The organism is Flavobacterium geliluteum (assembly GCF_017948595.1).
Lineage (GTDB): Bacteria > Bacteroidota > Bacteroidia > Flavobacteriales > Flavobacteriaceae > Flavobacterium > Flavobacterium flavipigmentatum.
Genome location: NZ_JAGFBV010000009.1, coordinates 92,305 through 111,575 on the forward strand (window position 1 = coordinate 92,305; position 19,271 = coordinate 111,575).

Here is a 19,271-nt window from a genome sequence, read left to right on the forward strand (position 1 = left end):
TGCAATGTTAAGCCATTGTTAACAAATCGTTTTCTATTTGGAAACTATCCAGGAATACAACGGTCTTTTGGATATCGTAATGCAAGATCCTGTCTTCTTTTACCAAAGGCACAACTTCTCTGTAACTACTGAGAAACATCTCGATAAAATCACTTGATTTCAGGGGTGCTCTATACGCAATTGCCTGCGAAGCATTCATTAATTCGATTGCCAAAATACGCTCTAAATTGTCCATAACACGAAGTGCTTTTGTGGCTCCATTTGCGCCCATACTTACATGATCTTCTTGCCCGTTGCTCGAAACAATACTGTCTACACTGGACGGAGTTGCCAATTGCTTGTTCTGACTTGCAATACTTGCAGCAGTGTATTGCGGAATCATAAAGCCGGAATTCAAACCAGGATTATCTACCAAAAAAGCAGGAAGATTGCGCAATCCCGAAATCAATTGATAGGTTCTTCTTTCTGAAATACTTCCTAATTCGGCCAAAGCAATTGCTATAAAATCTAAAGCTAAAGCCAAAGGTTGACCGTGAAAATTACCTCCCGAAATAATCTCATCGGCTTCTATAAATATATTGGGATTATCGGTAACCGAATTGATTTCGGTTTTGAATACTTTTCTAACATAATCCATCGCATCTTTTGAAGCTCCATGAACTTGCGGCATACAACGGAAAGAATACGGATCCTGAACATGCTTTTTCTCTTGTGCAATAATTTCACTTCCTTCCAAAAACTCATTGATGCGCTGTGCAGTCAAAATTTGTCCTTTATGAGGGCGCACAAAATGAATCAATTCGTTAAAAGGTTCACTTCTTCCATCAAAAGCTTCTAGCGAAATAGTTCCGATTAGATCTGCCAAATACGAATATTTGTAGGCTTTCATCAAAATATGTACCCCATAAGCACTCATAAATTGCGTCCCGTTTAGCAAAGCCAAACCTTCTTTAGATTGCAAAACGATCGGCTGCCAGCCAAAATGTTTCAAAACTTCGCTGGCATGTACTTTTTTGCCTTCAAAAAACACTTCGCCTTCTCCTAATAAAGGTAACGACAAATGTGCCAAAGGTGCCAAATCTCCCGAAGCTCCCAAAGAACCTTGTGTATAGATAATAGGTAAAACATCATTATTATAAAAATCTACCAAGCGATTCAAAGTCTGCAATTGTACTCCCGAATGGCCATAGCTTAGAGATTGTATTTTAAGCAACAACATCAGTTTTACGATTTCTAATGGCACTTCTTCGCCTGTTCCGCAAGCATGCGATTTTACGAGATTTTCCTGAAGCTGTGATAAGTTTTCGTTCGAAATTTTTACATTACAAAGCGATCCAAAACCAGTATTGATTCCATAAATAGGCTCCGAATGTGTGGCCATTTTTTTATCTAAATAATCACGGCATTTTTGAACATTTATTTTGGCTTCGTCAGACAATTCAATCATTTTTTGATGTACAATTATTTCTTGTAAACCTTCTAATGTCAATAATTCTGAACTTATATAATGGATTTCTTTCATCTTATCTGTATTTTGAGAGCTCAAAATTCAACAAATCAATATTAAAAAGCAACCTTTATTCCTAATAATTAAAATTTTAACCTTTTATAAATTATCCTTTTATTCCGTAAACAAACGTAACCCTGCAATAAACCATATGTTTACTTTTTTTACCTGCGCTGTCTCTTTAAATTTCAAAAAAATCATTTACAAAAATATATTCTACTTAACATATAGGACAAAGTAGGTATTTTTTTATTCCTTTTTTATAAAATAAATCTTTGAAATTCAGTTTATAGCATCAAAAAAATAAGTAAAATTATACGAATACGGTAACCTTAAAGATTTAATTTTAGTAAATACGTAATATTAAATTGGTACTTTTTGAATTATTGAAATATTCGCAAAAAGAAAATAAAGGTTTTTCTCTTTTATAAAAAACTGTACTTTTGAAAATAAGAAATGAAAAGTAACAGCTACAAATATCTATCTACAATGACAACTCAAAACAGAGTTGCAATTGCTGCTACAACATCTACTACGACTACTACTACCCCTTAGGGGTATACATTTTACATACAATCCTTGGTTATCTATACTTTTTTCTCGAAAGAAGAGAGTCATTGGATACATAAAAACATTTGCTTTAAAAGAAAAAAATATCAAAATGAAAGTATTAAAATTTGGCGGAACTTCGGTAGCCAATGCACAAAATATAAAACTCGTTCTAGAAATTATTAATCAAAATTCAAAAGAAGGAAGACTAGCAGTAGTCGTTTCGGCATTAAGCAAAGTAACCGATTTACTGCAACTGGCAGCAGCAAAAGCAGCCGCTAACGATGAAAGTTTTAGAGAAATCGTTGCCGAAATTGAGAAAAAACACCTGGATACGCTAAAAGAATTAATTCCGGTAAGCGAACAAAGCAGTTTGTTGAGCCATATCAAAAGAATAATCAATCATCTGGAAACTTTACTGGATGGCTGTTTTTTATTAGGCGAATTATCTCCGAGAACTGCCGATACTATTTTGAGTTTTGGAGAGCTGCTTTCGTCTTATATCATTGCGCAAGCGTATCATCAAATTAATAAAAACTCTGTTTACAAAGACAGCCGCGAAATCATTAAAACAAATAGTAACTTTGGTAAAGCGGTAGTAAATTTTGAAATTTCAAATCAATTGATTCAGGAATATTTTGCAGAAAACGAGTCTCAAATCAATATTTTACCGGGCTTCATCGCCTTAACGCTCGACGGCATCACTACTACTTTGGGGCGCGGAGGTTCAGATTATACGGCAGCAATTCTTGCCGGAGCGCTTGATGCTGAACAACTTGAAATCTGGACTGACGTCAACGGAATGTTTACTGCTAACCCAAAAATCGTAAAACAAGCCCAGCCAATTGCTACTATTTCGTATCAGGAAGCGATGGAATTGTCGCATTTTGGTGCCAAAGTATTGTACCCGCCAACAATACAGCCGGTTTTACGGAAAAATATTCCAATTTTAATTAAAAATACTTTTGATCCTCAAGCAGAAGGCACTTTAATTACCAATCAGGCACCTGCAAATGGCACAGCCGTTAGAGGTATCAGCCATATTGACAACATTTCGCTTTTAACACTAGAAGGCTCAGGAATGATTGGTGTGTCAGGTTCTTCAAAACGATTGTTCGAAGTATTGTCACACGAAAAAATCAATGTTATTTTTATCACTCAGGCCTCCTCGGAGCATTCTATTTGTATCGGAATTCTAAATTCGGATGCTGATAATGCCGAAATTGCCATCAATAAAGCTTTTGAAATTGAGATTTTACAAAACAAAATCGATCCGTGTATTGTAGAAAAAAACCTTTGTATTATTGCTTTGGTCGGTGAAAATATGAAAAATCACCAAGGTCTGAGCGGAAGAATGTTTAGCACTTTAGGAAAAAACAATGTCAACATTCGTGCGATTGCGCAAGGTGCTTCTGAAAGAAATATCTCGGCAGTAATTAACGAAAGAGACGTAAAAAAAGCATTGAATACCCTACATGAAAACTTCTTTGAAGAAAACACCAAACAACTCAATTTGTTTGTAATGGGTGTTGGAAACGTTGGAGAAAAATTCATCGAGCAAATTCACAATCAAAGAAAATTTTTAAAAGATAATTTAAAGATAAACGTTCGCGTAATTGCGTTGTCAAATTCTAGAAAAATGCTTTTTGACGAAGACGGAATTTCTCTAAAAGAATGGCAAGCGGCTTTAGATAATGGCGAAACTGCCCAAAAAGAAGCATTTATTGCCCGTGCGAAAGAACTCAATTTACGCAACAGTATTTTTGTAGATATTACAGCCGATGCAAGCGTTTCTGAAACTTACGAGCAATTTTTAAAAGAAAGCATTGCGGTAATAACCTGCAACAAAATTGCCTGTTCATCGGCATATGATAATTATAAAAAACTAAAGAGCTTGTCTCGTCAATACAATGCTCCATTTTTGTTTGAAACCAATGTGGGTGCGGGATTACCGATTATCGATACGGTAAAAAACTTAATTGCTTCTGGTGATAAAGTACATAAAATACAGGCTGTTTTGTCTGGAAGTCTGAATTTTATCTTTAACAATTTTGATAAAAATAACTCGTTTCACGATGTGGTAAAAGAAGCGGGCGTGCAAGGTTTTACCGAGCCTGATCCGAAAATTGACCTCAGCGGAATTGACGTAGCACGCAAAATACTGATTCTCATTCGCGAAAGCGGTTACGAAATGGATATTGACGCCATTGCCAACGAATCATTCCTGCCAGCCGAATGTTTGGCAACGACTAATAACGAAGCCTTTTTTACCTCTTTAATCAAACATGCTCCTCATTTTGAGAAAATCTATGAAGAAGCACTCAGCAAAGATTCGAGATTGAAATATGTAGCGCAATTCGAAAACGGAAAAGCAAGCGTTGGCCTGCAATTTATTCCTAAAGATCATCCTTTTTATAATTTAGAAGGAAAAGACAATATCGTCCTCTTTTATACCGATCGCTACGTAGATCAGCCATTATTAATAAAAGGAGCCGGAGCTGGTGCTGCCGTTACCGCCTCTGGTATTTTTGCAGATGTAATTCGTATTGGGAACATATAAAAGGTGCAAAGGCTCAAAGTAGCAAAGGTTCAAAGGTTTTTCACTTTGTCGCTTTGCCTCTTTGATCTCTATGCCTAAAATAAAAATATTGAGTTGCAAAAGCCTTTGTTCCTTTGAGCCTTTGCTACTCTGAACCTTAAAAAAAATGACAGAAATAAAACTCTTTTGCCCAGCTACAATCGCGAATCTTTCCTGTGGATTTGACGTTCTGGGACTTTGCCTGGACAATGCAGGTGACGAAATGATTGTTCGAAAAGTAGAACAAAAAGGTGTTCGCATTACTAAAATTATAGGTGCCGATTTGCCTTTAGAAACCGATAAAAATGTTGCGGGAGTAGCTGCTCTAGCAATGCTGGCAACCTTAGAAGTGGATTGCGGATTTGAAATCGAAATTTACAAACACATCAAAGCCGGAAGCGGTATTGGTAGTAGTGCTGCTAGTGCTGCAGGAGCTGTTTTTGGCATCAATGAATTATTAGGAAAACCTTACTCTCGCAAAGATTTGGTGCAATTTGCCATGCAAGGCGAAAAATTAGCCAGCGGAAATGCACATGCCGATAACGTTGCCCCTGCCCTTTTGGGAGGTTTTACGCTGGTGCGAAGTTATCATCCACTGGATATTATCAGGATTGACAGTCCTGAAGAATTGTTCGCAACGGTTGTTCACCCTCAAATTGAGTTAAAAACTTCTGATGCCCGTTCTGTTTTAAAACAAACGGTTTCCCTAAAAAGTGCCATCATGCAGTGGGGAAATGTAGGTGGGTTAATTGCAGGGTTGTACACCAAAGATTATGATTTAATCGGGCGTTCGCTTCATGACGAAATCGTAGAACCGTTGCGTAGCGTTTTGATTCCTGGTTTTGATTTAATCAAACAAACGGCTTTAGAAAACGGTGCTTTGGGCTCTGGAATCTCAGGTTCTGGCCCTTCTATTTTTGCTTTAAGCCGAGGAAAAAATACCGCAGATCAAATTGCCAAAGCGATGAGCGACGTATACGAAAAAATGAATTTGCCTTATGAAATTCACGTTTCGAAAATAAATCCTGATGGCGTGAGAATTATTTAAAATGAGTACTTAGTTCTTAGTAATTGGTCCTTAGTTGCAAAAGCTAAAGATTGAAATTAAGACTAAGGACTAGGGACTAGGAACTAATAACTTAAGAACTAAGAACTTAAAAACAATGAAATACTTTAGCTTAAACCATAATGCACCAGAAGTTTCGTTTAAAGAAGCTGTAATTCAAGGATTAGCAAGTGATAAAGGATTGTATTTTCCGCAAATCATTACACCTTTAAATCCTGTGTTTTTTAATGTAATCGAAAATCTGAGTCATCACGACATTGCTTATGATGTCATACATCAGTTTATTGGTGATGAAATTCCAGAAGCCCATTTAAGAGAAATAATTGCCGACACTTTAAGCTTTGATTTTCCGGTCATTGAAGTTGAAAAAGATATTTATTCTCTAGAATTATTTCATGGCCCAACTATGGCTTTCAAAGATGTTGGTGCCCGTTTTATGTCGCGTTGTCTAGCCTACTTTAATAAAGACGAAAAAGACAGTAAAAATACGGTTTTGGTAGCGACTTCGGGAGATACAGGAGGTGCTGTTGCCAGCGGATTTTTAGGCGTAGCTGGTGTCGATGTTGTCATTTTATATCCGTCAGGAAAAGTAAGTGATATTCAGGAAAAACAGTTAACGACTCTCGGAAAAAACATCAAAGCCCTAGAAGTTGATGGTGTTTTTGATGATTGTCAGGACATGGTCAAAAAAGCTTTTTTAGACGAGAGTTTGGCTCACAAAAACCTTACTTCGGCCAATTCTATCAATATTGCGCGCTGGCTGCCACAAATGTTTTATTTTTTCTTTGCTTACAAAGCTTTAAAAAAACTAAACAAACCTTTGGTTTTCTCTTGTCCGAGTGGAAATTTCGGAAATATTTGTGCCGGAATCATGGCAAAAAAATTAGGCTTGCCAATTGAGCATTTTGTAGCGTCTACCAACGTAAACGATACGGTACCAAGATTCTTAGCAAGTGGAGAATACGACCCAAAACCTTCAAAAGCAACGATTTCTAACGCTATGGATGTTGGCAACCCAAGTAACTTTGTGAGAATTCAAGAATTATACAACAATGATTTAGCTGCTTTCGAAAAAGATTTTTCTTCATACAGTTTCACCGATGATAAAACTTTGGAAGCCTTAAAACAAATTTATAATACCAGCGGATATATCGCAGAACCACACGGATCTGTTGGTTATTTAGGGCTTAAAAAACAATTGCAAAAACACGATAATGCCATTGGTGTTTTCTTAGAAACGGCACATCCCATTAAATTCCTAGATGTGGTCGAACCTGCTTTGGGCATTACGCTCACAATTCCGACACAAATTGAAAGCGTGATAAACGAAGAAAAAGTTAGTGTAAAAATTTCTAATTATGAGGATTTGAAAGCCTTTTTACGATAATTTTTTTACTGTTTTAAAATACAAGCCACAACATACAACCAATATATTTTGATGTAAGTTGTGGCTTTCTTTTTTATTTTTGAATACGTTTTTTACCTTTCAATACTATATTTTTTTAACCACACTATTAAACATAAGTAGCTATATTGTCGTGGTCTTTTATACTAAAATGAAAGCTGCTGTTTTAAAAAACTAGCGAAGCAATTTGCAAAACTCGTGAAGCAAGTTATAAACCTATCGAAGCAGTTTGTAAATCTTGCGAAGTAATTTATAAAACTTACGAAGCAAGTTGTAAACCTAGCGAAGCATTTTATAAATCTTGCGAAGCAGTTTACAAAACTCGAAAAGCAATTTATAAACTTAGCGAAGTAATTTACAAAACTAGCAAAGCAGTTTATAAAATTCGTGAAGCAAGTTATAAAACTAGCGAAGTAGTTTATAAATCGAAAGAGTCTCCAAAAAACAGTCTCTCTTTGCCACTTACAACCAAACAACATAGCAGAAAAACCATGATTTCAATAGCAACATTAGCCGATATTCCCGCATTAAGCACCTTGATTAATTCTGCTTAAAGTGTCAGAACTTGCATATATAAAGCAATAAAAGGATCCAATATATTGTATAGAATGACAACTTTAATTCTTACATTAGTACAACTAAAAAACTAAAATAATGAAAGAGCAAAACAACGATACAAATAAAGACATAAACCCGAAAGTAAACGGAATTGGAGGGATTTTCTTTTTTTCTGACGATCCAGCAGCAACAAGAGCTTGGTACGATAAGAATTTAGGAATTGAAACAAATGATTATGGTGCCAGTTTTGAATCTAGAAATATCGATAACCCTGAAGAAATAAACATGCTGCAATGGTCGCCTTTTACAAAAGGGAGCGCATATTTTGCTCCTTCAAAAAAAGAATTCATGATCAATTATCGCGTGCAAAATATTGAAGAACTTGTAAAGCAACTTAAAAGCAATGGTGCGACCGTACTAGATGATATTGAAAATTCTGAGTACGGAAAATTTGTTCACCTACTTGACCCAGATGGAAATAAAATAGAATTATGGGAACCTAACGAATAAAAAATCTTTCAAAAAAACAATAATACAAAAAATGCCTCCATTAATAGGAGGCATTTCCCTTCTAACACCATAAAAAAACAATAACATTCATTATGAAAATAATTTCTCTCTCTATTCAAATTCCTTTTTGAGTTTTCTGAGTTATACCCTTTTTTAGATTGCTGCTTTCTTGCTGGTTTGCTTTCTCTATTTTTCTGAGGAGCTTCTTATTTTTCAAGAAGTATCTTGATCTTTTCGATAATGGTTTGTATGGTCAAGTCATTGGTATTGAGTGCCAAATTATTATTGCCATAAGGGCCATACACTTCTTTGTCTGTGGTTTTAAATAAACCAATAGTCGTCGTACTAGTAGCGTTTGCCAAATGCATAATATCGCCATCTGTACTGATAATCAGTTGTAAATTATCAATAAAACCAGCCATTTCTCTGATAGAAGGACTAAAAAATTTCGGAATCTTATCCTTGATATTAGATCGCTTGGTATCGGGCAAAATTTCGACAAAATCATAATCGGGTAATGTATTTTTTAAACCGTTGTAAAGCTCCTCCCACCAGTCACTATCATATTCTTTTTCACCGGTTGTCGCCGTATACAAACCTATTACCTTCTTGGTCGTATGTAGGACATCAAAAACTAAATCAAGTCCTTCTTCTACTTCTAAAGGTGTTAATCGTAAATCTAATTTTGGAAAAAAATTATAGTTCATAATCATACCGCTATCCATATAAGTTCTTAGGGCAATAATTGGTTTAAGCGCAATGTGTTTGTTTGTCTTGATAAAAGGATAAGCACAATGTGTGTATATTTTATTTTTCGAATGTACCAATCGTGTCGCCAGTCTTCCAGAATTAGAATTTTCTACAACATTGATGACCAAGTTATAACGCTTAAAAGGTAATGTTAGCCAAGTAAATAAGTACAAAAAAATGTCTCTAAAATGATGTTTAGGCAAAGAAATGATCGACACATTTTTATACGATTTAAAAATGGTAAAACTCACCTTTCCTTTTACAAATAATTCAATAGCGGCATTCGGAAACTGATTTTGCAATTCGGTCACCAAAGGCAACAACAGCAATTGATTTCCTAAACTATGTTCGGGTCTTACAACTAATATCTTAGTGATACTTTCGCAATTTGGTGCAATAATGCCCATTTTATTTTCCTTCGAAACTACTTTGGTTACAAGACTCAGTACACTGTGTCTATAGCCATTTATCTTTGCTTTTGTATCAATAATATACTCCATCGTATTGCGTTGCTAAAGGTTATTTTTTTAGGTCTCTGAGCAGATGCTACTGCTTTTCTCTACCAAAATTAGACACAATATTGAGCGAAAAAATATTATTTATTCCAAATGAAAGAAACTGTCGACCAAATGCAATTTTCGTTAGATTTACCAATGAAGGCCTTTGCAACAAAAAAGCAGCTACTTTGTAACAGAAAATGTCAAAGTATTCAAAAGAAGTTTTTCTTTTATAAATCGAGCGAAGCCACTTATAAAAATATAGAGTCTCCCAAAAACAATGTACCTTTGAAAATTATAATTAAAAAACCATGATTTCAATAGCAACATTAGCAGACGTTCCCGCATTACATACCTTAATCAATTCGGCCTACAGAGGCGAAACCTCTAAAAAAGGCTGGACTACCGAGGCCAATATCCTCTCAGGAAAAAGAACCACCGAAGAAGAATTGACACAAACCATATTAGACCCTAAAAATACGATACTGAAATATACTCAGGAAAACACTATTATCGGTTCGGTTTTACTGGTAGTAAAAAAAGATCAATTGTATTTGGGAATGCTCACCGTTTCGCCCGAATTGCAAAATAGCGGCATTGGCAAAAAGATGTTGGCCGAAGCAGAAAATCATGCCAAAGCTTTAGGATTGTCGAGTATTATCATGACCGTAATTTCGGTTCGCGAAGAGCTGATTGCCTGGTACAAACGTCACGGTTATGAAGATACGGGCGCAAGAGAAGCTTTTCCAGAAAGTGATATTCACATTACCACTTCAAAAGAACCTTTAGAATTTATTTATCTAGAGAAAAAGGTTTAATTTTTATTTCAGGTTAATCGCAAATTTCGCGAAAGGGTTTTTAATATAAATCAATAAAAAAACCTTAGCAACTCAGCATCTAAGAACCTTAGGTGCTAATAAATTAACAACTACGCTTAATCTTCGATAAAAATTCATGAGAAACCCCCAAATACGAGGATAAATTTCTGTTGTTGACGGTTTTTATTTTGTGTGGATATTTGTTTATAAAATCCAGGTATCTTTCTTTGCCGGTTTTGTTCAAAACATCCAAAAGCCGCTGTTGTATGGCGATGTTGGCTTTTTCGACCATTAAAATATGAAACTGAATTAGTTTGGGAACCTCCTTAAATAAGAGGGTTTTATTAGCTTTATTAATGACCAATATCTCGCTGTCTTCTATCGCTTTTATATTGTAGGTAGTTGGTTTTTGATGATAAAAACTTTCGATATCACACATCCATTCATTTTCGAAAGAGAAAAAAATCACACTTTCTGTTCCGTTATCATTCAGAATATAAGTTTTGAATGCTCCTTTAAGAATAAAGCCTTCATAAGAACTATTGGAGTCCTGAATTTGCAGGAATTCATTTTTCTTCAATTTAATAAATTCTACTTTTTCTGCAATACACCGCCACTCTTCATCGCTGAGAGTTATTTTTCGTTCAATACTTGATCTGAGGGACTGGTACATGTTTTTTGTTTTTATTTCTTTCTAAATTATTTTAAATAACGGAAAAAATTAAAATAATGTAATCGATTACGCAAATGTACTTTTTTTGTCCTTTTTTGTAAACTAACAACTGTTAAAAAAATATTTTTGCCCTAATTATTTTTAAAACGTTGAACAAGTTCAACTTTTCTCTCGGTTTTTATAATCAGATTTGTACTGTTAACTATTTATAACCTCAAATTTTTTATTATGAATTTTAAATCAAAATGTTCAGCGCTTTTAATGGCACTGATGATCGGTCTTACGGGATGTAATACCGAAGAAATGGCTTCGACAGCAAATGCTGAAACAACTGTAGAAACAACAGTACCTACAACAACTGACTTTACAGCAAAAGTGGGTAATTGTGCTCAAGTTCCGGGATGGGCCTCTCAAAACGGAGGAACACTTGGTGGAGGAACGTCCGCCGAAACAACGGTTACTACTTACGCTCAATTAAAATCTGCCATAGAAAGCAGTTCTGTAAAAGTAATCAAAGTTACGGGGACTATTACGGTAACAACAAGATTGTCACTGCAAGACCAAACCGGTAAAACTATTTATGGTACAAGCGGAGCAAAATTGGTTTCTACCAACCAGACAAAAGATGGCTCAGGTATCATCAACATCAAAAGATGTAAAAATCTAATTATCAGAAATCTTATTTTTGAAGGACCCGGTGCTTATGACACCGACGGATGGGACAACGCTATTTTGGACGATTGCCAAAATGTATGGGTAGACCACTGCGAATTTAGAGATGGTGTAGATGGCAACTTTGACATCAAAAACAAATCAGATTATATTACGGTTTCTTATTGCAAATTTGGTTATTTAAAACCACCAAAAGCTGGAGGTTCAGGAGGTTCGGATGATCACAGATATTCAAACTTAATAGGTTCAAGCGATGGCGCAACTGCAGATCGCGGGAAACTAAGAATTACTTTTGCTCGTTGCTGGTGGGCTCCTGGCTGCAAAGAAAGAATGCCAAGAGTTCGTTTTGGAAAAGTACATTTGATCAATAACTACTTTAACAGCACCGTAAGCAATAAGTGTATCGCTGCAGGATTTGAAGCTGATATTAAAGTAGAGAACAATGTTTTTGAAGGCGTAAAAACTCCTATTGATTTAATGACCGGTTTTACAGCTGTTACAGCAGTTGGAAACGTGTTTACTAATACTAGCGGAAATACAGCAGGAAGCAAAACAGCTTTTACACCTCCTTACACTATCGTAACTCTTGCGGCTTCGGCAGTAAAAGCGGATGTTACTGGTGGAGCGGGCGCTACATTCTCAGGTAATACTTGCGGTTCTTTCTAATTTTTCAAAAAAAGAAACCACAATTCTATTACCAATTTTTAAAACTTTAGTTTTAAAAATAATAGTAGTTATTAAGTTTTGGTTTTGTCTAACCCTATTTTTGATATAAGCAATACAAAGTTCAAATTAACCCTGAACTATTATTTACTTATATCAAAAATAGGGTTATTCCTTTTTTAAGAGAATAGATTTGCCTACGAGTTATGACACAAATAATTCTGTAAAAGCCTAAAATTAGAAACAAAAAACAGTAAATGATCAGATTTAAAAAACTAATAAATTGCTTTTTACAATACTAATTCTTCAAATAAACGTTGCATTGTTTTCTCTAAATCTAAAGAGAGTCCCGGATGCGGTCGTGATGTTTGTATCGCCGAACTGCGAATCGCAGTTAACCAGCGAAAACGCGACGGAATATCCATCGCTGCAATGGGGCCGCCATCTTTGGCACCATTAGCTATTTTTTCCAGAGCGGTCAAATTACATTTGAGTTGTTCGATATCAAAATCATTAGAAAGTGCTTCTATTTTTACTTCATTAATATGGAAGAGCACTTTTATAAATTTGGCTTTTTTGCAAAACAAAATCACTCCGATATTCAGGAATTCTTCGCGTTCCACCCTTGGTACCACACGAATTACGGCATACTCATATAAGTGACTATCTTGCATTTTGCGCTTGATTTACAAAGATTTCTGAATGATCTAAACGAGTTGTCAAAAACTGCAAATAGATATTTCGCAAAGCCTCGGGAGATTCATCGGTATCCTCCCACTCCAGCCATTCTAGCGGGATCGTATTGACAATTGCTTCCAATGCTTCAGCAGTCAGAAGTTTTTTAAACTCAGCATCAACTTCTTGCAAAAGTGACGCCTGTGGCAATAAAACATGGTCTTTCATAAGAGCAAAAGGACTTTTTGCATGTTGCTCCCAGTTGTTCCAGGAATGATGAAAATAGAGACAAGCTCCATGATCGATCAGCCATAATTCTTTGTGCCAGATCAGCATATTGGTATTTTTGAAAGTTCTGTCTACGTTTGTAATATAAGCATCTAACCACACTATTTGCGAAGCAAGTTTGGCATCAACGGTAGTCACAACGGGATCAAAAGTGATGGCACCAGACAAAAAATGAAGTGCCAGATTGAGTCCCTGACTGCCTTGTAGCAAATCTTGAATTTCTTCGTCGGCTTCGGTTCTTCCAAAGGCTTCATCGAGATTTGCAAAAACCAATTCGGGCAATTGAAGTTGCAATGCTTTGGCTATTTGACCACCCACCAGTTCTGCAATCAGGGCTTTTACACCGTGACCCGCCCCTCTGAATTTTAAGACATATTTAAAATCGTCATCGGCTTCTGCCAAAGCTGGTAAAGAACCTCCTTCTCGCAAAGGAGTAATGTAACGCGTTACGTTTACGGTTCTGAGATCGAAGTTTTTCATAATACAAATCTACAATTTTGTTTATTGAACCGCAAAGGTCAAAAGGTTTTCCGCAATTCTTAACGAACTCCTTTGCGATTAAATTATTTCTCTAAACTTAAAAACGCTTTTCCTAAATTCGCAATAATATCAGATGCTGTAAAAGATTGATAACCTGTTTCTGGCAGCGCAATATCTGCTGTTAATCCGTGGAGGAAAACACCAAGTTGGGCTGCATGTAGCGGTTCGTAACCTTGCGCTAATAAACTTGTGATGATACCCGTAAGGACATCACCGCTTCCTGCTGTTGCCAAAGCGGCGTTTCCGGTTGTATTTTGGTAAATTGTATTTTTAAAAACAATGTGGGTTGGAGCGCCTTTCATGACCATGATTACGTTGTACTTTTCTGAAAAAGCAATTGTGTTTTCAAACTTTTCAGTCTCCGATTGCCATTTGCCTATTAACCGTTCGAGTTCTTTCGGATGCGGTGTCAAAATACTATTTGGAGGCAATAACCCTAACCAAGATGGGTTTTGCGCCAAAATATTGAGGGCATCTGCATCGATCACCAAAGGCAAAATGTTATTTTCTAGAAATTTGAATACTGCTTTTTGAGTAGCTTGCTCCTGCCCTAATCCCGGACCAATTCCGATTGACTGAGGAATTACTGGAAGTTGAATATCGGTAATGAAATTAGAATTTGCATCGGTCACGACCATCACTTCGGCAATAGCCATTTGCAGGATTTCATAGCCACATTTGGGCACAAAAGTAGTGACGAGACCGCAGCCCGATTTTAAAGCGGCTTTAGAACTTAGAACCGCTGCTCCTATTTTGCCATAACTCCCCGCAATAATCACCACATGTCCCTGAATTCCTTTGTGTGTAACAGGATTTACTGGTTTGTAAATCTTTAGTATCTCTTGTTTTGTGATGGGAATTGGAATTATCATTTGGAATACAATTTTCCTTAAATTTACGTAATTTTCTTTGAAAAGCCGACTATTACTTGATTATCGAGATGCCCTAGCCCTGATAAAAACGGCATCCTTTTTGTTTTTTCTTTAAAAACAAAAAGATATAGTGAATAGCAGGAAATAGCTCCTCATCTTTGCGATTTTTATAATTTATACTGCTTATTTTCGATATTTTTTGAATAAATTTGCGTCACAATTTTATAAAACAACACAATGAAAAATACTGCGCTAACGCACATACATGAGGGTTTGGGAGCAAAAATGCTTCCGTTTGCTGGTTATAACATGCCGATTACTTACGAAGGCGTGAATGCTGAACACGAAACGGTTCGTAACAGTGTGGGCGTTTTTGACGTTTCGCACATGGGCGAATTTTTACTTTCGGGACCAAATGCCTTGGCTTTGATTCAGAAAGTAACTTCGAATGACGCTTCGACTTTGACCATTGGAAGAGCACAATATTCTTGTTTACCGAATAATGACGGCGGAATCGTAGATGATTTGATTGTTTATAAAATGAAGGAAGAGCAGTATTTACTAGTTGTAAATGCTTCGAATATTGAGAAAGACTGGAATTGGATTTCGGCTCACAACGATTTGGGTGTTGAGATGAAAAATCTTTCTGATGACTATTCTTTATTGGCTATTCAAGGTCCGAAAGCGGTTGAAGCAATGCAAAGTTTGTCTTCGATCGATTTGTCTGCCATCGCATATTATCATTTTGAAGTGGCTGATTTTGCCGGAATAGAAAACGTAATCATCTCGGCTACAGGATATACTGGTTCGGGAGGTTTTGAAATTTATTGCCAAAATAGCGAAGCAGAACAAGTTTGGAACAAAGTTTTTGAAGCGGGCGCTGCCTACGGAATCAAACCAATAGGATTGGCGGCTCGTGATACTTTGCGTCTGGAAATGGGATTCTGTTTGTACGGAAACGATATTAATGATACTACCTCTCCGCTGGAGGCTGGCTTGGGATGGATTACAAAATTCAACAAAGATTTTACCAATTCTGAGAGCCTGAAAAAACAAAAAGAAGAAGGTGTTACCAAAAAATTAGTAGCTTTTGAAATGCAAGAACGTGCAGTGCCAAGACATGATTACGAAATTGTAGATGCTTCCGGTGCTGTGATTGGAATTGTAACCTCGGGAACGATGTCACCTTCTATGAATAAAGGAATTGGTTTGGGATATGTTACCGTAAACAACAGTGCTCTTGACAGCGATATTTTTATCCGAATTAGGAAAAATGATGTTCCTGCAAAAGTGGTAAAATTACCTTTTTATAAAAAATAAATTTTAGTATTGATCGATTAGAAATGCACTATTTTTAAAAGTAGTGCATTTTTTTTATCGTTTAAAATCTTTTTGTTTTCTGGTTTTTAAATTCAATTTTAGCATTACAAAAAAGTAGAAAGTATTTTTTATTGCTAAAAAATGATGTTTTTTTTATTAAACCAAATCGTTTGTATGTAAGATTTTTTAGAAAAAATATAATGCTTGGTAAAATAAATTAGTGTAATTTTAATCTAAACGATGTTTTTCGATTTATGAAAAAAATTTCTCTACTACTTTTGCTGACCTCAGGTGCCCTATTTAGTCAAAATAGCACCAAAACATGCGAAATATTAAATAAAATAAATTCGCTTATCCAGTCAGAACACATTCAGCCTAAACCTGTAGATGATAGTTTATCTGCTTTTGTTTTTGACAATCTCATGAACGAATTAGATCCCGCACGAAACATCTTTTTTAAAAGTGAATACAAAGAACTCTCGCAAAAATACCGTCTGAATCTTGACGATTTAATTTTAAAAAACGATTGCAGTTTTCTTTCAGATATTGAAAAAACATACCATAACGGATTGGAAAGAACCAAATCTGTTCTGGAAAAAATTAAAGTGCAGCCCATTGATTATAATTTAAAAGATACGATTCGGTTTTATAAGAAATCATTTGATTTTTATGTAGAAAAAGAAAATCTGGAAAAAGTATGGACAAAAAAAATTCGCTATCAGATTCTGGATGATATTGCAGAATCGAGCGAGGATCCAGATGAGGCTCAAACTAGCTTTAAATTGCTAGAAAGTACTTCTAAAGAAATGATTTTAACCAACGAAATTTGCAGAATCAACACACTTTTGGAAACCAAAAATACGCAGGAAGAAAAACTATATAATTTTTTCTGTATCTATTTTGATCCGCATACGGCCTACTTTAGCAATGATTCTAAATCAAGTTTTGTGGCTTCATTATCCAAAGAACGCTTGTCACTTGGCATGAGCGTGAATCTGAATGAAAAGAACGAAATCATCATAGAAGAAATTGATCCGAATGGTCCCGCCTTTAAAACGGGGAAAATAAAAAAAGGCGATCAGATCATATCTATTTCCAATCAAAAAGAAACGTTGCATGTTTCGTGTTCTTCGTTAGAGTCAATTTCGACCATGATTTTATCCGAATCTAATAAAAATATTACGCTTACGCTAAAGCGAAATTCGGGTAAAAACTTTGAAGTATATATCGAAAAACAAGTAATGAAAGATGAAGAGAATTCGGTTTTTAGTTTTCTTATTGGTAAAGAAAATAAAATTGGTTACATAAAAATTCCGAGTTTTTACGCCGACTTAGATGGTAATTCTAGAAAAGGATGTGCTGATGATGTGGCGCGCGAAGTATTAAAATTGGAAAGAGACCATATAAAAGGTCTGGTGATCGATTTGATTGATAATGGCGGTGGTTCTATGGAAGAAGCTATAAAATTAGCCGGAATGTTTGTAGACTACGGTCCGATCTCGATTGTTGTCGATAACAAACGTAATCAATCTATTATCAACGATCCCTACAAAGGTGTCATTTATAAAGGCCCAATAGTTATTTTAGTAAATAGCAATACGGCTTCTGCAAGCGAATTTTTTTCATCGATTTTGCAGGATTACAATCGCGCTTTGTTGCTTGGGAGCGGTACTTTGGGCAAAGCAACCATGCAAACCATTGTTTCGCTTGACGAAAATAAAAACACTGATTTCCTAAAAATTACTATCAATAAATTTTATCGTGTTACGGGCAAAAGTCATCAAAAAACTGGGGTAACTCCCGATGTGATTCTCCCGGAATTTTACCAAAATATTTTCCAAAAAGAAAGTAATTTCAGTACTGCAATTCCTAATGACAGTTTGCCTCAACCTCTAAAATACAGACCGTATGTAAAGCGGGGCATTATTGATAAAGTAGCGCATAACAGTTCGGTGCGACTTGCCGATAATTATTATTTTAACAACATTAAAAAAATAAATCAAAAAATAGATGAGATGGTCAATACGCCAAAAGCAGAGATTCCGATGACTTTGGATGCGGTTTTTGAACAGAAAAAAATCCGAAATAGTTTGTGGACAGAAATCAATACCCTTAATGAAGAAAACAACCCTTTGGACATTTACAACTCAACCGTAAATCAGTTTTTATTAGGCACCTACCCTTATGAGAAAGTGATGAATGAGTATCAAATTAACAGTGTGAAAACCAATCCTTATCTAAATGAAGCGGTAAATATTATTAATGAATTTAATGGTTTTAAGTAGTTTCAGATAAAAAAACTTGAAACTTGAAACTTTTTAAACTTGAAATTTGAAAAACATAAATTAAAAAAGAATAGAGATTGATTTTGGAAAAATAAGGAATAACCGTATTTTTGCATCTCAAAATAAAAAATTAGTAATGGGAAGAGCGTTCGAATTTAGAAAAGGAAGAAAAATGAAACGTTGGTCAGCTATGGCCAAAACATTTACCCGAATTGGTAAAGACATCGTTATGGCGGTTAAAGAAGGCGGTCCTAACCCTGATGCCAATTCTAGATTAAGAGCCGTAATACAAAACGCAAAAGCCGCCAACATGCCTAAGGACAATGTGGAACGCGCTATAAAAAATGCGAGTAATAAAGATACTGCCAACTATAAAGAAATTTTGTTTGAAGGGTATGCGCCTCACGGAATCGCAATTTTGATTGAGACTGCATCGGACAATAATAATAGAACAGTTGCCAATATTCGCAGCTACTTTAATAAATGCAACGGAACAATGGGAACTCAGGGCTCGGTTGAGTTTATGTTTGATCATACTTGTAATTTTAGAATTGCAAAAGGAGAACTTGATCCAGAGGAATTGGAGTTGGAACTAATTGATTTTGGTGCAGAAGAAGTTTTTGAAGATGAAGACGGAATTTTAATCTACGCCCCTTTTGGAAGCTTTGGTGCCTTGCAGAAAGAATTAGAAAATAGAGGTTTAGATATTTTATCTTCCGGTTTTGAGCGTATTCCGCAAATTACAAAAGAACTTACCGAGGCTCAAATCGCCGATGTTGAAAAACTAATCGAAAAAATAGAAGAAGATGATGACGTTATGAATGTTTATCATACAATGAAAGAAGAATAACATTTTTGTTTTTTTATACCCACAAAAGCTCTGAATTTTTTCAGGGCTTTTTTTGTTTTATGATTTGATTGAGATTTTTTAGCACAAAAACTACTTGAAATGGCAGTAAATAAAAACATGTTAAAAAATATTTAAAAAACTTTTTTTAACATGTCTTATTCCTGTTAAATAAATTATATATTTGAACGCCATTAA

General features: G+C 35.5%; 15 protein-coding genes. 9 read left to right on the top strand and 6 right to left on the bottom strand.

Going from position 1 to position 19,271, the window contains the following annotated elements; all coding sequences use genetic code 11:
* Positions 1–7: 7 nt before the first annotated feature.
* On the bottom strand, positions 8–1,522 hold the full coding sequence (hutH, locus tag J3495_RS07595) for a histidine ammonia-lyase (protein ID WP_210665956.1): 1,515 nt from the start codon (positions 1,520–1,522) through the stop codon (positions 8–10).
* 646 nt (positions 1,523–2,168) lie between these two features.
* Here hutH and thrA point away from each other — a divergent pair.
* From thrA to J3495_RS07615, 4 genes are all read left to right on the top strand, one after another.
* The gene (gene thrA / locus J3495_RS07600) at positions 2,169–4,616 is read left to right on the top strand and encodes a bifunctional aspartate kinase/homoserine dehydrogenase I (protein WP_210665957.1); all 2,448 of its coding nucleotides are present in this window, start codon (positions 2,169–2,171) and stop codon (positions 4,614–4,616) included.
* A 145-nt stretch (positions 4,617–4,761) separates the two neighbouring features.
* Entirely contained in the window at positions 4,762–5,682 is a 921-nt protein-coding gene (locus J3495_RS07605) for a homoserine kinase (RefSeq protein WP_210665958.1), read from the top strand.
* Between the two features lie 115 nt (positions 5,683–5,797).
* Positions 5,798–7,087, top strand: coding sequence for a threonine synthase (thrC, locus tag J3495_RS07610; protein WP_210665959.1), 1,290 nt, complete (start codon positions 5,798–5,800; stop codon positions 7,085–7,087).
* A 672-nt stretch (positions 7,088–7,759) separates the two neighbouring features.
* Entirely contained in the window at positions 7,760–8,173 is a 414-nt protein-coding gene (locus J3495_RS07615) for a VOC family protein (protein WP_210665960.1), read from the top strand.
* A 206-nt stretch (positions 8,174–8,379) separates the two neighbouring features.
* Here J3495_RS07615 and J3495_RS07620 read toward each other — a convergent pair whose 3' ends face one another.
* Entirely contained in the window at positions 8,380–9,423 is a 1,044-nt protein-coding gene (locus tag J3495_RS07620) for a glycosyltransferase family 9 protein (protein WP_210665961.1), read from the bottom strand.
* Positions 9,424–9,731: 308 nt separating this feature from the next.
* Between J3495_RS07620 and J3495_RS07625 the strand changes: the two genes are divergently transcribed.
* Positions 9,732–10,238, top strand: a complete 507-nt coding sequence (locus J3495_RS07625) for a GNAT family N-acetyltransferase (RefSeq protein ID WP_210665962.1) — start codon at positions 9,732–9,734, stop codon at positions 10,236–10,238.
* 103 nt (positions 10,239–10,341) lie between these two features.
* Here the strand turns inward: J3495_RS07625 and J3495_RS07630 are convergent, their stop codons facing one another.
* The gene (locus J3495_RS07630; RefSeq protein ID WP_210665963.1) at positions 10,342–10,911 is read right to left on the bottom strand and encodes a Crp/Fnr family transcriptional regulator; all 570 of its coding nucleotides are present in this window, start codon (positions 10,909–10,911) and stop codon (positions 10,342–10,344) included.
* 228 nt (positions 10,912–11,139) lie between these two features.
* Between J3495_RS07630 and J3495_RS07635 the strand changes: the two genes are divergently transcribed.
* A complete protein-coding gene (locus J3495_RS07635; RefSeq protein WP_210665964.1) occupies positions 11,140–12,249 on the top strand; it encodes a pectate lyase family protein in 1,110 nt (369 codons plus the stop codon).
* Positions 12,250–12,536: 287 nt separating this feature from the next.
* Here J3495_RS07635 and J3495_RS07640 read toward each other — a convergent pair whose 3' ends face one another.
* The 3 genes from J3495_RS07640 to J3495_RS07650 form a co-directional block, all read right to left on the bottom strand.
* On the bottom strand, positions 12,537–12,920 hold the full coding sequence (locus J3495_RS07640; protein WP_210665965.1) for a DUF3037 domain-containing protein: 384 nt from the start codon (positions 12,918–12,920) through the stop codon (positions 12,537–12,539).
* Entirely contained in the window at positions 12,910–13,692 is a 783-nt protein-coding gene (locus tag J3495_RS07645; protein WP_210665984.1) for a HipA family kinase, read from the bottom strand. The genes J3495_RS07640 and J3495_RS07645 overlap by 11 nt, the downstream gene beginning before the upstream one ends.
* 80 nt (positions 13,693–13,772) lie before the next feature.
* Complete coding sequence (locus J3495_RS07650; RefSeq protein ID WP_210665966.1) at positions 13,773–14,621, bottom strand: NAD(P)H-hydrate dehydratase; 849 nt, start codon at positions 14,619–14,621, stop codon at positions 13,773–13,775.
* Positions 14,622–14,858: 237 nt separating this feature from the next.
* Here J3495_RS07650 and gcvT point away from each other — a divergent pair, with 237 nt between their 5' ends.
* From gcvT to J3495_RS07665, 3 genes are all read left to right on the top strand, one after another.
* On the top strand, positions 14,859–15,941 hold the full coding sequence (gene gcvT / locus J3495_RS07655) for a glycine cleavage system aminomethyltransferase GcvT (RefSeq protein WP_210665967.1): 1,083 nt from the start codon (positions 14,859–14,861) through the stop codon (positions 15,939–15,941).
* Between the two features lie 254 nt (positions 15,942–16,195).
* On the top strand, positions 16,196–18,226 hold the full coding sequence (locus J3495_RS07660; protein ID WP_210665968.1) for a S41 family peptidase: 2,031 nt from the start codon (positions 16,196–16,198) through the stop codon (positions 18,224–18,226).
* 136 nt (positions 18,227–18,362) lie between these two features.
* The gene (locus J3495_RS07665; RefSeq protein ID WP_210665969.1) at positions 18,363–19,076 is read left to right on the top strand and encodes a YebC/PmpR family DNA-binding transcriptional regulator; all 714 of its coding nucleotides are present in this window, start codon (positions 18,363–18,365) and stop codon (positions 19,074–19,076) included.
* Positions 19,077–19,271: the final 195 nt, after the last annotated feature.

Coding starts and splice junctions, on each gene's coding strand:
- J3495_RS07665 (WP_210665969.1), top strand. CDS start 18,363: ATGGGAAGAGCGTTCGAATTTAGAAAAGGAAGAAAAATGAAACGTTGG.
- J3495_RS07630 (WP_210665963.1), bottom strand. CDS start 10,911: ATGTACCAGTCCCTCAGATCAAGTATTGAACGAAAAATAACTCTCAGC.
- hutH (WP_210665956.1), bottom strand. CDS start 1,522: ATGAAAGAAATCCATTATATAAGTTCAGAATTATTGACATTAGAAGGT.
- J3495_RS07620 (WP_210665961.1), bottom strand. CDS start 9,423: ATGGAGTATATTATTGATACAAAAGCAAAGATAAATGGCTATAGACAC.
- J3495_RS07640 (WP_210665965.1), bottom strand. CDS start 12,920: ATGCAAGATAGTCACTTATATGAGTATGCCGTAATTCGTGTGGTACCA.
- J3495_RS07650 (WP_210665966.1), bottom strand. CDS start 14,621: ATGATAATTCCAATTCCCATCACAAAACAAGAGATACTAAAGATTTAC.
- J3495_RS07625 (WP_210665962.1), top strand. CDS start 9,732: ATGATTTCAATAGCAACATTAGCAGACGTTCCCGCATTACATACCTTA.
- thrA (WP_210665957.1), top strand. CDS start 2,169: ATGAAAGTATTAAAATTTGGCGGAACTTCGGTAGCCAATGCACAAAAT.
- J3495_RS07660 (WP_210665968.1), top strand. CDS start 16,196: ATGAAAAAAATTTCTCTACTACTTTTGCTGACCTCAGGTGCCCTATTT.
- J3495_RS07635 (WP_210665964.1), top strand. CDS start 11,140: ATGAATTTTAAATCAAAATGTTCAGCGCTTTTAATGGCACTGATGATC.
- gcvT (WP_210665967.1), top strand. CDS start 14,859: ATGAAAAATACTGCGCTAACGCACATACATGAGGGTTTGGGAGCAAAA.
- J3495_RS07615 (WP_210665960.1), top strand. CDS start 7,760: ATGAAAGAGCAAAACAACGATACAAATAAAGACATAAACCCGAAAGTA.
- J3495_RS07605 (WP_210665958.1), top strand. CDS start 4,762: ATGACAGAAATAAAACTCTTTTGCCCAGCTACAATCGCGAATCTTTCC.
- thrC (WP_210665959.1), top strand. CDS start 5,798: ATGAAATACTTTAGCTTAAACCATAATGCACCAGAAGTTTCGTTTAAA.